General features: G+C 71.4%; 15 protein-coding genes. 6 read left to right on the top strand and 9 right to left on the bottom strand.

The annotated features are described in order from the left end of the window. Positions 1-27 precede the first annotated feature (27 nt). Genes rlmKL through ACOQFR_RS10320 form a run of 3 tightly spaced genes read right to left on the bottom strand, consistent with a single transcriptional unit; the run spans position 28 to position 3,175 of the window. The gene (gene rlmKL, locus ACOQFR_RS10330) at positions 28-2,163 is read right to left on the bottom strand and encodes a bifunctional 23S rRNA (guanine(2069)-N(7))-methyltransferase RlmK/23S rRNA (guanine(2445)-N(2))-methyltransferase RlmL (protein ID WP_421381548.1); all 2,136 of its coding nucleotides are present in this window, start codon (positions 2,161-2,163) and stop codon (positions 28-30) included. Then, positions 2,160-2,681, bottom strand: coding sequence for a hypothetical protein (locus ACOQFR_RS10325; protein ID WP_421381546.1), 522 nt, complete (start codon positions 2,679-2,681; stop codon positions 2,160-2,162). Before ACOQFR_RS10325 ends, rlmKL begins: the two co-directional genes overlap by 4 nt. Beyond that, the gene (locus ACOQFR_RS10320) at positions 2,678-3,175 is read right to left on the bottom strand and encodes an MOSC domain-containing protein (protein ID WP_421381544.1); all 498 of its coding nucleotides are present in this window, start codon (positions 3,173-3,175) and stop codon (positions 2,678-2,680) included. The genes ACOQFR_RS10325 and ACOQFR_RS10320 overlap by 4 nt, the downstream gene beginning before the upstream one ends. A gap of 38 nt (positions 3,176-3,213) precedes the next feature. Here ACOQFR_RS10320 and ACOQFR_RS10315 point away from each other — a divergent pair, with 38 nt between their 5' ends. The 6 genes from ACOQFR_RS10315 (at position 3,214) to ACOQFR_RS10290 (ending at position 7,740) form a co-directional block, all read left to right on the top strand. Beyond that, a complete protein-coding gene (locus ACOQFR_RS10315) occupies positions 3,214-3,789 on the top strand; it encodes an N-acetylmuramoyl-L-alanine amidase (RefSeq protein WP_421381542.1) in 576 nt (191 codons plus the stop codon). Between the two features lie 65 nt (positions 3,790-3,854). Beyond that, positions 3,855-4,736, top strand: coding sequence for an acyl-CoA thioesterase II (tesB, locus tag ACOQFR_RS10310; protein WP_421381540.1), 882 nt, complete (start codon positions 3,855-3,857; stop codon positions 4,734-4,736). After that, entirely contained in the window at positions 4,736-5,131 is a 396-nt protein-coding gene (locus tag ACOQFR_RS10305) for a pathogenicity-like protein (RefSeq protein ID WP_421381538.1), read from the top strand. The genes tesB and ACOQFR_RS10305 overlap by 1 nt, the downstream gene beginning before the upstream one ends. 94 nt (positions 5,132-5,225) lie before the next feature. Further along, positions 5,226-5,822 carry a hypothetical protein gene (locus ACOQFR_RS10300; RefSeq protein WP_421381536.1) on the top strand — a complete coding sequence of 199 codons (597 nt, stop codon included), beginning with the start codon at positions 5,226-5,228 and terminating at the stop codon, positions 5,820-5,822. Beyond that, positions 5,819-6,529 carry a hypothetical protein gene (locus tag ACOQFR_RS10295; protein ID WP_421381534.1) on the top strand — a complete coding sequence of 237 codons (711 nt, stop codon included), beginning with the start codon at positions 5,819-5,821 and terminating at the stop codon, positions 6,527-6,529. The genes ACOQFR_RS10300 and ACOQFR_RS10295 overlap by 4 nt, the downstream gene beginning before the upstream one ends. Before the next feature lie 59 nt (positions 6,530-6,588). Continuing rightward, on the top strand, positions 6,589-7,740 hold the full coding sequence (locus ACOQFR_RS10290) for an RNA polymerase sigma factor (RefSeq protein WP_421381532.1): 1,152 nt from the start codon (positions 6,589-6,591) through the stop codon (positions 7,738-7,740). Positions 7,741-7,812: 72 nt separating this feature from the next. On the opposite strand, the gene ACOQFR_RS10285 is transcribed toward ACOQFR_RS10290, so the two are convergent. Genes ACOQFR_RS10285 through ACOQFR_RS10260 form a run of 6 tightly spaced genes read right to left on the bottom strand, consistent with a single transcriptional unit; the run spans position 7,813 to position 12,994 of the window. After that, a complete protein-coding gene (locus ACOQFR_RS10285) occupies positions 7,813-8,166 on the bottom strand; it encodes a PilZ domain-containing protein (protein WP_421383275.1) in 354 nt (117 codons plus the stop codon). Then, the gene (locus tag ACOQFR_RS10280) at positions 8,166-9,164 is read right to left on the bottom strand and encodes a DNA polymerase III subunit delta' (protein ID WP_421381530.1); all 999 of its coding nucleotides are present in this window, start codon (positions 9,162-9,164) and stop codon (positions 8,166-8,168) included. Before ACOQFR_RS10280 ends, ACOQFR_RS10285 begins: the two co-directional genes overlap by 1 nt. Further along, entirely contained in the window at positions 9,161-9,796 is a 636-nt protein-coding gene (tmk, locus tag ACOQFR_RS10275) for a dTMP kinase (protein WP_421381528.1), read from the bottom strand. The genes ACOQFR_RS10280 and tmk overlap by 4 nt, the downstream gene beginning before the upstream one ends. Continuing rightward, positions 9,793-10,776 carry an endolytic transglycosylase MltG gene (mltG, locus tag ACOQFR_RS10270; protein WP_421383273.1) on the bottom strand — a complete coding sequence of 328 codons (984 nt, stop codon included), beginning with the start codon at positions 10,774-10,776 and terminating at the stop codon, positions 9,793-9,795. The genes tmk and mltG overlap by 4 nt, the downstream gene beginning before the upstream one ends. Before the next feature lie 50 nt (positions 10,777-10,826). Further along, positions 10,827-11,654 carry an aminodeoxychorismate lyase gene (pabC, locus tag ACOQFR_RS10265; RefSeq protein ID WP_421381526.1) on the bottom strand — a complete coding sequence of 276 codons (828 nt, stop codon included), beginning with the start codon at positions 11,652-11,654 and terminating at the stop codon, positions 10,827-10,829. Beyond that, the gene (locus tag ACOQFR_RS10260) at positions 11,651-12,994 is read right to left on the bottom strand and encodes an aminodeoxychorismate synthase component I (protein ID WP_421381524.1); all 1,344 of its coding nucleotides are present in this window, start codon (positions 12,992-12,994) and stop codon (positions 11,651-11,653) included. The genes pabC and ACOQFR_RS10260 overlap by 4 nt, the downstream gene beginning before the upstream one ends. Positions 12,995-12,996 lie beyond the last annotated feature (2 nt).

Genomic DNA, 12,996 nt, shown 5'->3' with positions numbered 1-12,996 from the left:
AAACCGCCGGCCCGCGTCCACCCCCCCCTAGAGCGGCCGCAGCTCCCAGCAGCGATGGATGCGCGGGTTGCGCTCGAAGTCGGGCGCGATCGTGCTGGGGCTGATCTCGCGGAAACGGGCGAACTCGGACACCGCTGCCTCGTCCAGCTTGAAGCGCCGGAAGTTGTTGGAGAACAGCAGCAGGCCGTCGGGCGCCAGCCGCGACAGGCAGGCACGCAGCAGCCGCACGTGGTCGGCCTGGGCATCGAAGTCCTGCGCGCGCGCCGAATTCGAGAACGTCGGCGGATCGCAGAAGATCAGGTCGTAGCGCCCGCGGTCGGCCTGCAGCCAGGCCATCACGTCGGCCTGCACCAACTGGTGCTGTGGGCCGGTGGCGCCGTTCAGCGCCAGGTTCTGACCCGCCCATTCCAGGTAGGTGGCCGACAGGTCCACGCTGGTGGTACTGGTGGCGCCCCCCACCGCCGCGTGCACGCTGGCCGCACCGGTGTAGGCGAACAGGTTGAGCACACGCTTGCCGCGCGACTCGCGGCCGATGCGCAGCCGCAGCGGGCGGTGGTCCAGGAACAGGCCCGTGTCGAGATAATCGAACAGGTTCACGCGCAACCGCGCCGCGCCCTCGCGCACCGTCACCAGCTCGCCGCGGCGGTCCATCTGGCCGTACTTGCTGCCGCCCTTGCCGCGGGCGCGGGTCTTGATGGACACCTGCGCCGGCGGCACCGCGAACACCTCGCGCACCGCGTCCAGCAGCTCGCCGAACCGGCGCCGGCTGTCGGCCTCGGGGATGGTCGCCGGGGCTTCGTACTCCTGCACGTGCACGAACAGGCGCGCGTCGCCGCCGTCCTCCTGGTACAGGTCCACCGCCGCCGAGTACTCGGGCAGGTCGGCGTCGTAGGCGCGCCAGGCCTGCACGCCTTCGCGCTCGCGCCAGCTGCGCAGGCGTTTGAGGTTCTTGCGCAGGCGGTTGGCCACCATCTGCGCGCCCTCCGACAGCGGCTTGGCCTCGCGCGGCTCGCGCGGCGGCGGCTGCACCGGATCGCAGACCACCAGCGTGCATTCAAGCGCGCCGTTGAAGAAGGCGTAGCGCTTGGACGCGCGCAGTCCGGTGGCCTGCGCCAGCTCGTCGCTGCCGCACAGCAGCACCGCGCGCCAGCCGGGCACCGCACGTTTGAGCGCATCGCCCAGATCACGATACAGCGCCGCGTCTGCGGCCAGTCGCGCGTCGTAGGGCGGATTGCAGACCACCAGACCACGCGCGGGTCCTGGAGGCTTGAGCGATGCAATGGCGGCGCGATCGAAGCGGATCAGCTCGGACACCCCCGCGCGTTCGGCATTGGCGATCGCCGAATGCAGCGCCTGTGGGTCCAGGTCGGCGCCATGGAACACCGGCTGCAGCGCGGCACGACCCGCCTGCGCGCGCTCGCGCGCCTCGGCCTCGATGCGCTGCCACAGGTCCTCGTCGAACTGGCGCCAGCGCGTGGGCAGTGCGCCCTGCAGGCGATGCAGACCGGGCGCCACGTCGGCCGCCATCAGTGCACCTTCGATCAGCAGGGTGCCGCTGCCGCACATCGGATCCAGCAGGGCGCCGCCCTCGGCATGCAGCCTGGGCCAGCCGCCGCGCAGCAGCATGGCCGCGGCCAGGTTTTCCTTCAGCGGCGCATCGCCCTGCGACTGGCGCCAGCCGCGCCGGTGCAGCGGGCCGCCGCCGATGTCGACGGACACGATGGCGCGGCCCTTGCGAACCACCAGGCTGATGCGCAGGTCGGGCGCCTCGGTGTCCACCGACGGCCGGCTGCCGTGCGCCGCACGCAGGCGGTCGACGATGGCGTCCTTGGTGCGCTGCGCGGCGTAGCGTTCGTGGGTCAGCGCCGGGCCGGACACGTGCGCGTCCACCGCCAGGGTGCCCTCCGGATCCAGGTGCAGGCTCCAGTCGATCGCGTGCACGCCCTGGTAGAGGTCGTTCTCGTTGGCGCAGTCGAACTCCGCCAGCGGCCAGAGCACGCGGCTGGCCAGGCGCGAATGCATCACCGCACGGTAGGCCGCCGCGGCATCGCCTTCGGCGTTGGCGCCGGCCAGCGCCGCGGTGGCGCGCTGCGCGCCCAGCGCCACCAGCTCATCGGCCAGCAGGTACTCCAGGCCCTTCGCGCACGCGGCGAAGAACCTCACGGCGCCAGCATCTGCAGGAAGCGCCCGAACTCTTCGGCGCAGAACTCGACGTGCGCCGCCAGCCGGTGGCTGTCGGGCACCATCACCAGGGTGTCGTGCCGTCGCTGGGCCCAGCGCGCCACGTCCATCGCCGGGATCAGTTCGTCCTCCCAGCCGTGGATGATGCGCGTGGGCACCATCGCGGCCTTGAGATAACGCGGCTCGACGTCCAGCGCCACCGGCGGCGCCATCAGGAACAGCCCGGCCACCGGCAGCTCGCGCGAGACGTGCGCGGAAATGTAGGCGCCCATGCTGGAACCGGCCAGCACCAGCGGCCGGCGCGTGGCCAGGTGCGCGCGTGCGCCCAGCCGCAGGATGCGCGCCTGCACGTCGCCCAGCGGGCCCAGCACGTCGAGGTCGCGGTAGTCGGGCCGTTCGTGGGTCCAGCCCAGCTGACCGGCCACGCGCGCCAGCGCGGCGGCCTTGCTGGCCTCCGGCCCGCTTTCGAGCCCGTGGGAAATGATGACGTGGCCGCTCATGCCGGCTCCGGCACCACGGCATCGCCGACGGCAATCACGCCCGATTCCAGGACGCGCGCGCACAGGCCGCCATGGCCGCGCATCGCGTTGTAGCCGCCGGGGCCGAGGGCCGCCTCCATGCGTGAACACGGATCGCAGTCGCCGGTGCCTTCCAGCAGCACGCTGCCTATGCGGAAGCGGCGTCCCTTGAGCGCCACCAGCGGAAGGCCCGAGACCACCAGGTTCCGGCGCAGCAGGTCGGGCGACACCGCGGCGTGACCGCTGAGCGCGGCGATCACCGGCAGGTGTTCGGCCTGGATCAGGGTCAGGCCGCGCTTGCCGCTGCCGCTGGCATAACGGTCGCCCACCAGGCCCTTGCCGGCGTGCGCCTCGGCGCGGTCCACGGCAAGCATCGGCACGTCGCGCGCAGGACGCAGCCCGATCCAGCGCACCCGGCCGGGACGCGGCAGCGTGGCCATCAGCACACCAAGCGCGGAGTCGGCGGGAAAGGGCATCGGAAGGCTCCGGAAGGGCCGCGATGTTAACATGCGGCATGCACACGGACCCCTTGCCCGCCCCCCGCCTGCAGGCCTGGCCCCTGCCCTACGCGCATCGGCTGCAGTCGCGTCCCCTGGGAAACGTGGACCTGGTGGTGATCCACTGCACCGAGCTGCCCGACCTGGCCCTGGCCCGGGAATACGGCGAGCGCGAGATCCACGCCAGCGGCACCGGCAACAGCGGCCACTACTACATCGACCGCGACGGCAGCACCCATGTGTTCGTCACGCCGGACCGGGTGGCGCACCACACGCGCGGCTACAACGAGCGCTCGATCGGCATCGAGCTGGTCAATGCCGGCCGTTACCCGGACTGGTTCGATTCGCGCCGCCAGACCCTGGACGAGCCCTACACCGACCCGCAGATCGACGCGCTGCTGGGCCTGCTGGGCCACCTGCAGCGGGAACTGCCGTCGCTGGAGTTCATCGCCGGCCACGAGGACCTGGACCAGGATCGGGTGCCGTCGAGCGACAACCTGCACCAGCTGGTGTTCCGCAAGCGCGATCCCGGCCCGCGGTTTCCGTGGTCGCGCGTGCTCGATGCCTGCACGCTGGTCCGCATCCGACCCTGAACCATCACGCGGCCGGACCGGTCCCGGCTGCCGGTATAATTGCCGGCTTGTACCCCGGAGTTCCCATGACCGCATCCGTCGTTGCCGAACTGGTTGACCTGCTGCGCCTGGAACGGCTGGAGGACAACCTCTTCCGCGGCCAGAGCCGCGACATCGGCACCAAGTACGTGTTCGGTGGCCAGGTGCTGGGGCAGGCCCTGTCGGCCGCGCAGCAGACCGTTGATCCGGCGCGCCACGTGCACTCCATCCATGCCTACTTCCTGCGCGCCGGCGATGTCGAGCACCCGATCGTCTACGACGTGGACCGTTCGCGCGACGGCAACAGCTTTTCGGTGCGCCGCGTCACCGCCATCCAGCACGGCAAGCCGATCTTCGTCTTCGCTTCCTCGTTCCAGGACCCCGAGCCGGGCAACGAGCACCAGCTGTCCATGCCCGAGGTGCCGCGCCCGGAAGACATCGAGCCGGTCGCGGCGCCCAGCGCCGAGCAGATGGCGCAGCTGCCGCCCAAGGCGCAGCGCTGGCTCTCGCGCATGGGGCCGTTCGAGATCCGCCCGGTCTATCCGCGCGACGAGCTGCGTCCGCCCAAGCGGCCGCCGTTCCAGCAGGTGTGGTTCAAGCTCAATGGCGAAGTCGGCGATTCGCCGGTGCTGCACCAGGCGCTGCTGGCCTACGCCTCCGACTTCCACCTGCTGGGCACGGCCACCTTCCCGCACGGCATCAGCTACTACCAACCCGACGTGCAGATGGCCTCGCTCGACCACGCGATGTGGTTCCACCGCCCGTTCCGCGCCGACGACTGGCTGCTGTATTCCATCGACAGTCCCAGCGCCCAGGGCGCGCGCGGCCTGTCGCGCGGCATGATCTACACGCGCGAAGGCCGGCTGGTGGCGTCCACCGCGCAGGAAGGCCTGATCCGCGTGCTGCCCGAAACGCGGGAGGCCCGCTGATGCGTCAGGTCTTCACTTCGGTGCGGCTGGAAAACGTCGAGAACGTGCAGCGCATGCTCGACGAGGCCGGCATCGCCACCAAGATCACCGGCGGCCGCAGCTGGAAAGGCGTGAGCCGGCGCGAGTTCAGCTACAGCAACAAGAACCACGACCCCAGCCAGCAGCCGGCGCTGTGGGTGCTCAAGCCCGACGACTTCAAGCAGGCGCGCGAGATCCTGCACGCGGCCGGCCTGCTGGAGGCCACGCGCGACAGCTCCTACCTGCCCGAGGCGCTGCAGTTCCGCGAACCTCCGCCGGCCGGCCCGATGGCCCGCATGGCCCGGATGCGGATGGTGCTGCTGGGGCTGGTGGCGCTGGGCGCGGCAATCATGATGGCGCGGGTCTTCCTGGCCTGAGCGCCGGTTGCGGCCATCGGCAGCCGGCGTAGACTGGGGCGGCCGCCGATGCCGGTGGCTCCGCTTTGTCGCCATCCCTGCCCGGGAGTTGCCGATGACCTGCGCTTGCCTCCGCTGGCTCTGGCCCTGCCTGCTCGTCGGCCTGCTGGCCCTGCCCGCCTTCTCGCAGGAACCCCCCGAGCCGGATCCGGACGCGCCGCGGGTCATCCGCCTTGACCCGCAGCCGATGGAAGGCATCAAGACCGGCCGCGCCGTGGTGGTGAAAGGCGAGACCGGTCCCGAGGGCCACCGCTTCATGCTCGATGGCCTCACCGCCCTGATGCCGGTGACGGTGCTGGTTCGTCCGGTCTCGCGCGGCGAGGACGTGGCGATCACCCTGAGCAAATACGCCTGGAACCAGCCGCTGCGGGAAGACAGTACCGACGGCGACACGCTCAAGTTCCGCATCCGGACCGAGTCCGAATTCCAGATCACGGTCAGCGCCCCCGAGCCGGGCACCGACTACCGCCTGCTGGTGTGGGTGGGCGACGAGGTGAAGCCCGACATGGCGCCCATCGTGGTCAAGGCCAGCGAATTCGACGGCGGCCAGGGCCTGTCCTGGCTGACGATGGTGCTGGCTGGGGTGGCCGTGCTGCTGCTGGCCGTGATCGCCCTGCTCCTGGTGTTCCTGCTGCGGAGGAAGAAGGGATGAACCTGAGACCCTGGCTGTTGGCCGTGGCCCTGGCCTGCCTGCTGCCCGCCCCGGCGGCGTACGCGCAGTCCGGCGGCACCGCCGCTGATTTCGGCGACGACGGCGAAGAAGGCAATGACGACGATGACGACGGGGATGACGACTCCGACGCCAACGAAGACCTCGACGACCTAGCCGAGCAGCTCAACGACGGCTACCAGATCTACGAGGATGCCCGCGACGCCTGGGAGGACTGGGAATCGCTGGACGAGCGCGAGGCCGACTGCGGCAGCAACTTCACCGCCGATGCCGGCCCCAGTGTGCCGTCGCAGTGCGGCGACTCGCGCGAGTGCCAGCAGTGCTTCGGCGACGCGGTGCGGGCGATCGATTTCAACCGGTTCTACATCGAGCGCGCGCGCTGCATCACCGCCGCCAATGTGCGCATGGCCAACTCTGCCATGGCCTTCGGTGATTCCAGCTCGGGCGTGCACGGCGTCACGGGGCTGTCGTGGTCCCTGGCCGGCAAGCCGCAGGTGGAGCAGGCCGTGGCTGGCCTCAAGCGTACCTACACCCGCAAGGCACGCGACTACCTGACCGAGATCGACCGGTCCATGAAGAAGCTGGGCCAGTGCGAGGCCGAGCATTTCGGCGAGCGCGACTGGTACGAGCGCTACGGCTGGCTGTACGTGAACTTCATGCGCTCCAAGTACGCCACCGCGCCGGAGTAGATCGGTCACATCGGCCGCCCGGTCGCGTCTTGGGGATACCATCGCCCCAGGAGCGCGCCATGAACACCGAAGTCCTCGAGTCCCTGATCGATACCCACCTGCCCGCCGCCGCCGGCGGTGACCGGGAGGCCTACGGCCGCATCGTTTCGGGCTGCCAGGGCACCGTGACCAGCATCGCGCTGGCGATCGTGCGCGACGTGCCGGCCAGCGAGGACATCGCCCAGGAGGCCTTCCTGTCGGCCTGGCAGAACCTGCGCAAGCTGAACAACCGCGCCAGCTTCCTGCCCTGGCTGCGCCAGATCACCCGCAACCTGGCCCGCGACCACCTGCGCGCGCAGGGCCATCGCGTCGCGCCGGTCGCGGACGTGGAGGCGCTGATCGCCTCCATCGCCGACCCGCGGCCGGGCCCGTCCGAAAGCCTGGCCGAACAGCAGGAGCACGCGATTGCGGCGGCGGTGATCGACAGCCTTCCGGAAGAGTCGCGCGAAGTTCTGCTGCTGTATTACCGCGAGGGCCAGAGCTCGCGCCAGGTGGCCAGCCTGCTGGGTCTGCAGGACGCGGCGGTGCGCAAGCGCCTGTCGCGCGCGCGCCAGTCGGTGCGCGATGAGCTGCTGACGCGTTTGGGCGAGTTCGCCAGGGCGACGGCGCCGGGCGCCGGCTTCACGGCGGCCGTGGCCGCGATGCTGATGGTGGGAGCACCGCCCACCGCGGCCGCGGCCGTGCTCGGTACCGGCACGCTGGGCGCGGCCAATGGCCTGGCCAAGTTGGGCCTGGGCGCCACCGGCGGCGCGCTGGCGGGCATGTTCGCGGGCCTGGCGGGCGGCCTGTGGGGCATCTGGTTCGGCGTGCACAAGCTGCTGCGTGAACCCTTCGACGCCCGCGAAAAACGCGAGGTCCTCGCCTATGCCGTGTTCACCAGCCTGCTGACGGTAGGCTTCAGCCTGGGCATCGTTGCGCTGACCCGGGTGGGGGGCTGGATTCCCCACCTGGCGCTGTCGGTCGGGTTCATGGTCGGCATCGGCTGGGCGTGCGCGGTGTGGTTGCCGCGCATCCTGTCGCGCCGAAGGGCCGACGAGATTGCCAGGGACCCGTCCGCCGCCCACCGACACGCGGTGCAGCAGCGCCGCGGCAGGCGGTTCGCCAGCCTGGGCCTGGGCCTGGCCATCGCGAGCCTGCTGTTCGCATTCTGGATCAGCGGGCGCATGGGCTGAGCCCCGGAACGATGAAGGCCCCGGGCATGCCGGGGCCTTCATGGACGCGCCGGAACCCCGGCGCGGCAAAGATCACATGGTGTGCGTGGGCTTGTCGGCTTCGAGCGTACCGGCCAGGAAGGTTTCGATCTTGCCCTTCACCTGCTCGGCCTCGGCGGTGTCGGCGAACTGCACGCCGATGCCGGCGCTGCGGTTGCCCTGCGCGCCGGCGGGCGTGACCCAGACCACCTTGCCCGCCACCGGCAGCCGGTCCTTCTCCTCCATCAGCGACAGCAGGATGAAGACCTCGTCACCCAGGGCATAGCGCTTGGTGGTTGGAACGAAGATGCCGCCGCCCTTCACGAAAGGCATGTAGGCGTTGTACAGCGCCGCCTTGTCCTTGATCGCCAGGGAGAGGATGCCCTGCCTTGCGCCTGCGCCACCCATCATCGCCTAGCTCCCTGCATTGCCGGTTCACTGAACATGCTACGCCATTCAAGCAGCAGTCCGGCCAGCGCGAGGTCGTGGCGCAGCACCGGCACCGCCAGCTGCTCGCGCGCGCGGTTCACGCCGTCGAACCACGTCGAGAGCTTCTGGAAATCCGCCGGCAGGGTCAAGCCCGAGGCCGGACCGGCCGCCAGCCGCTGCGAGATCCCGTCCAGCACCAGTTCGGCGGCGAAGCGCAGGCGCAGCTCGGCCTGCTCGTCGCCGAGCCAGCGCTGGGCCAGCGGCACCGGCGACTGCCGGCCGGTAGCCAGGGCATTGAGGTCGGCCTGCACCTCGCGGCGCAGGGCCAGCCCGCCGTTGGCCAGCCAGTCTTCGGCCAGGCCCGGGTGGCCGCGCGCGGCATCCAGCGCCGGACCGAGCACCGCGTCGGCATGGCCGCGGGCGCGCAGCCAGGCCACGGCCTCGTCGCGCGCGGGCGGCCTGAATTCCAGCCGCTGGCAGCGGCTGCGGATGGTGGCGGGCAGCCGGCCGGGGCGATCGGTGACCAGGATCAGGTAGCGGTTGGTGGCCGGCTCTTCCAGCGTCTTGAGCAGGGCGTTGGCGGCATTGAGGTTGAGCGCGTGCGCCGGCGAGATCAGGGCCACCTGGGCGCCGCCCATCTGCGGGGTCAGTGCGAACCACGGTCCCAGCTCGCGCATCTGGTCCACGATGATCTCGCTGCGCAGCTTGTCGCCCTTCTCGACCGGGATGAAGCTGACGTTGCGGAAATCGGGATGGGTGCCGGCGGCGGCCAGTTCGCAGCCGCGGCAGCGGCCGCAGGCCAAGCCGTCGGCGCCGGGCGTCGCACAGAGCAAGCGCCTCACCAGCACCTGCGCCACCTCCAGCTTGCCCATGCGCGGCGCGCCGGTGAACAGCAGTGCATGGCCCAGCCGGCCTTCTGCAAGCGACGCCAGCGCCGCGTCAAGGATGCGCTGCTGCCAGGGGGCCAGCGGGCTCATGGGGCGTCCGCCAGCCATGCCGACAGCTCGGCCAGTACCTGCGCCAGCACGGCGGCCGCGGGCTGGCCGGCATCGATCACGCGGAAGCGCGCCGGCTCGGCGGCCGCGCGGGCCAGGTAGGTGGCCCGCACGCGATCGAAGAAATCCTCGCGCTCGCGTTCGATCCGGTCCGGCTCGCCGCCGCGCGCGCGGGCGCGGGCCAGTCCCTGGGCCACGCCCACGTCCAGCAGGAAGGTCAGGTCCGGCTTGAGGCCGGCGGCCCAGCGCTCGAGCTCGGCGATGCGCGCCATGTCCAGGCCGCGGCCGCCGCCCTGGTAGGCGAAGCTGGCATCGGTGAAGCGATCGCTGATGACCGCGGCGCCGCGTTCCAGCGCCGGCCGCACCACCTGGCGCACCAGCTGCGCGCGGGCGGCGAACATCAGCAGCAGCTCGGTGTCCGGCAACAGGTGGTTGGCAGGGTCGAGCAGCAGCGCGCGGATGGCTTCGCCCTCCGGCGTGCCGCCGGGTTCGCGGGTCAGCACCACTTCGCGGCCGGTCGCCGCCAGCGCCTCGCGCAGGGCCGTGATCACGGTGGACTTGCCCGCGCCCTCGCCGCCCTCCAGGCTGATGAAGATGCCAGTGCGTGCGCTCACCGGCAGCGTCCCAGCTGGTGGCAGGCCACCGCGCGGTTGTGTTCGGCCAGCGTGGCCGAGAACACGTGGCTGCCATCACCGCGGGACACGAAATAGAGCGCGTCGCCGTCAGCGGGGTTGGCGGCCGCCATCAGCGCGTGGCGCCCCGGCATCGCGATCGGCGTGGGCGGCAGGCCCGCGCGTGTGTAGGTGTTGTAGGGCGTGTCGGTGGTGAGGTCGCTGCGGCGGATGTTGCCGGCGTAGGCGCTGCCCATGCCGTAGATCACGGTCGGGTCGGTCTGCAGGCGCATGCCCAGCTTCAGCCGGCGGCTGAAGACCCCGGCGATCTGCGGACGTTCCGAAGCCTTGCCGGTTTCCTTCTCGATGATCGAGGCCAGCACCAGCAGCTGTTCCGGCGTTTCCAGCGGCACGCCCTGCGCGCGCGCGGCCCAGGCATCGGCCACGGCCTTGTCCATGGCCAGTGCGGCGCGGCGCAGCAGGTCCAGGTCGCTCATGCCGCGCGTGTAGTGGTAGGTCTCGGGCAGGAAGCGGCCTTCGGGATGCTGGCCCGGGCGCTCCAGCGCCGCCATCAGCGCGGCGTCATCCAAGGTGCCGGCCTTCTTCTCCAGCACCTCGTCGCGCGCCAGGGCCGCGCGCAGCTCGCGGAAACTCCAGCCCTCCACCATCGTGAAGCGGTGCTGGATCACCTTGCCGCTTTCCAGTTTCTCCAGCAGCTCGCGCGGCGTGATGCCATGGCGGATGGCGTAGTCACCCACCTGCAGCCGTGCGATCACCTGCATCTCGTGCGCCAGCGCCTGCCACTCCAGGTCGTGGCCTTCCTCGATGCCGGCCGCACGCAGTTTGGCCAGGATGTCGTGGAAACCGTCGCCGCGCTCCACGGTGACGACGCGCTCGCTGCCGGCCAGCGCGATCGGCGTGTCCGCGAAGCCCTGGTAACGCTGCCAGGCCCAGCCACCGACGGTGACGATGGCCAGCAGCATCAGGGCGATCACGGCCTTGAGCACGCGGTGGGACGACTTCTTCGCCAAGACTAGCTCCCGGGTTTGAAGGCCGGCTTGGACCGGCCCAGGCGTCGCTGCAGGTCCTGCAGCGCCGGATGCAGGGGCCAGCGGCGCGCACCCAGGGATCCGACCGGCAGGATACCGCGCACGGCATTGCACAGGAAAACCGCCTCGGCCGACTCGACCTGCGCCGGCGTCAGCTCGGCTTCGACCGCGCGGGGTTCATGCGCCAGCACCCAGGCGCGCGCGACGCCGGCCACGCCGCGACGATCCACGGGCGGCGTCAGCCACCGGCCGCGTACGAGGGCAAAGACGTTGGCCGCGGTCGCGCAGGCGACGCGGCCGTCGGTGTCGAGCATCAGTCCCTCGTGGATGCGCGAATCGCGCCACTCGGCGCGGGCCAGCACCTGTTCGAGCCGGTTGAGGTGCTTCAGACCCGCCAGCGCCGGCTGGATGGCCATGCGCGTCTGGCACCAGCGCACGCTGATCGCTGCGGGCAAGGGCGGCGGCGCCTCGTGCACGCTCAGCGCCAGCGTGGGTTCGGCCCTGGCATCGGAGACGTAGCCGCGACCGCCGACGCCGCGACTGAGGATGATCTTCAGTACCGCCCGCGGCGGCGCCGCCGGCAGCAGCACGCCGAGCTCGGCTTCCAGCCAGTGGCGGTTGGGCACGGGAATTCGCAGCGCCCGGGCACCCCGCGCGAGCCGCGCCCAGTGCGCCGGCCACCAGGTGGCGCGGTGCTCGTGCACCAGCAGGGTTTCGAACAGGCCGTCGCCGTAGGCCAGGCCGCGGTCGGCGGCATCCAGCGCGGCCACTTGCTGGCGGCCCCGGTAAAGCGCGGTGGCCAGGGCGCTCACCCGGCCGCTCCCAGGGCGCGCAGCAGCCCGCGCGCCTTGGCGCGGGTTTCGTCGAGTTCGCGCGCGGCATCCGAGTCCACCACGATGCCGGCGCCGGTGCGGAACTGCAGGGCATCGCCCTGCAGCCAGGCGCTTCGGATCAGGATGTTGAGGTCCAGGTCGCCGTCGCGGTTGAGGTAGCCCAGTGCTCCCGTGTAAGGGCCGCGGCCTTCGCCCTCGAGCTCGGCGATGATCTGCATGCAGCGCACCTTTGGGGCGCCGGTGATGGTGCCGCCGGGGAACACCGCGCGGATCACGTCGCCCGGCGTGGCACCCTCGCGCAGGGTACCCGACACGTTGGACACGATGTGGTGCACGTGGGCGTAGCTCTCCACCGTCATCAGTTCATCCACCCGCACGCTGCCGGGCACGCAGACGCGGCCCAGGTCGTTGCGCTCGAGGTCGATCAGCATCACGTGTTCGGCGCGCTCCTTCGGATTGCCGACCAGGTCGCGGATGCGCGCGGCCTCGTCGTCGCCGGGGAAACGCGGGCGCGTGCCGGCGATCGGGCGGGTGTCGGCTCGGCGGCCGCGCACCGACACCAGGCGCTCGGGCGAAGAGCTGAGCAGCGCCGCGTCGCCCCATCGCATCAGGCCGGCGAACGGCGCGGGGTTCGCGCGCCGCAGCTGCTCGTAGACCGCGGCGGGATCGGGCGCCGCGTCGAACCGCGCGCGCCAGGCGCGCGACAGGTTGACCTGGAACACGTCGCCCGCGCGCAGGTAGTCGTGGATGCGGGCCACGCCCTGCAGGAAACGTTCCGGCGGATCTTCGCGCAGGGTTGGCGGCGCGAACGGGGCCGGGGCCGGATGCGCTGCACCGCACCTTGCTTCCAGGTCATCCAGCGCATCGGCCGCCGCGGCCTCGGCCACGGCCAGGCAGCGTCCCGAGCTGCGGTCGCGCAGCACGGCCGCCCGACAGCGCAAGGCCAGGGCCACCGGCAAGGGCCCCGGCGCGGCGGGCAGGGCCAGGTGTGGCTCCACCTGCGCCGCCAGTTCATAGGCCAGGAACAGCGCCCAGCCGCCGCGGAAAGGCAGTCCGGAGGCGTCCTCGGGCAAGGCTTCGGCACGCCAGCCTGCGTCCAGTGCAGTCAGGAAGTCGCCTGCCAGGGGCCTGCCCTGCAGGTCACGCGTGACGCCATCCGCGCCCAGTTCCAGACCATTGCCATCGGCCATCAGCAGCAGGTCCCAGCGCGACAGCGAATTGCCGCCGGCGACGCTTTCCAGCAGCAGCGGAAAGCGCGCGGGATCCGAGGACTGCAGGCGCAGCAGGTCGGTGCCGTCGGCCAGCGCGCGGGTCAGCATCG

Origin of the sequence: Arenimonas sp. MALMAid1274 (assembly GCF_049195245.1) — a bacterium.
GTDB lineage: Bacteria > Pseudomonadota > Gammaproteobacteria > Xanthomonadales > Xanthomonadaceae > Arenimonas.
This window is presented reverse-complemented; position numbering and strand designations above follow the sequence as displayed.

Coding starts and splice junctions, on each gene's coding strand:
- ACOQFR_RS10280 (WP_421381530.1), bottom strand. CDS start 9,164: ATGAGCCCGCTGGCCCCCTGGCAGCAGCGCATCCTTGACGCGGCGCTG.
- tesB (WP_421381540.1), top strand. CDS start 3,855: ATGACCGCATCCGTCGTTGCCGAACTGGTTGACCTGCTGCGCCTGGAA.
- ACOQFR_RS10290 (WP_421381532.1), top strand. CDS start 6,589: ATGAACACCGAAGTCCTCGAGTCCCTGATCGATACCCACCTGCCCGCC.
- ACOQFR_RS10320 (WP_421381544.1), bottom strand. CDS start 3,175: ATGCCCTTTCCCGCCGACTCCGCGCTTGGTGTGCTGATGGCCACGCTG.
- ACOQFR_RS10325 (WP_421381546.1), bottom strand. CDS start 2,681: ATGAGCGGCCACGTCATCATTTCCCACGGGCTCGAAAGCGGGCCGGAG.
- ACOQFR_RS10295 (WP_421381534.1), top strand. CDS start 5,819: ATGAACCTGAGACCCTGGCTGTTGGCCGTGGCCCTGGCCTGCCTGCTG.
- mltG (WP_421383273.1), bottom strand. CDS start 10,776: ATGCTGCTGGCCATCGTCACCGTCGGTGGCTGGGCCTGGCAGCGTTAC.
- ACOQFR_RS10260 (WP_421381524.1), bottom strand. CDS start 12,994: ATGCTGACCCGCGCGCTGGCCGACGGCACCGACCTGCTGCGCCTGCAG.
- ACOQFR_RS10285 (WP_421383275.1), bottom strand. CDS start 8,166: ATGGGTGGCGCAGGCGCAAGGCAGGGCATCCTCTCCCTGGCGATCAAG.
- ACOQFR_RS10300 (WP_421381536.1), top strand. CDS start 5,226: ATGACCTGCGCTTGCCTCCGCTGGCTCTGGCCCTGCCTGCTCGTCGGC.
- ACOQFR_RS10315 (WP_421381542.1), top strand. CDS start 3,214: ATGCACACGGACCCCTTGCCCGCCCCCCGCCTGCAGGCCTGGCCCCTG.
- ACOQFR_RS10305 (WP_421381538.1), top strand. CDS start 4,736: ATGCGTCAGGTCTTCACTTCGGTGCGGCTGGAAAACGTCGAGAACGTG.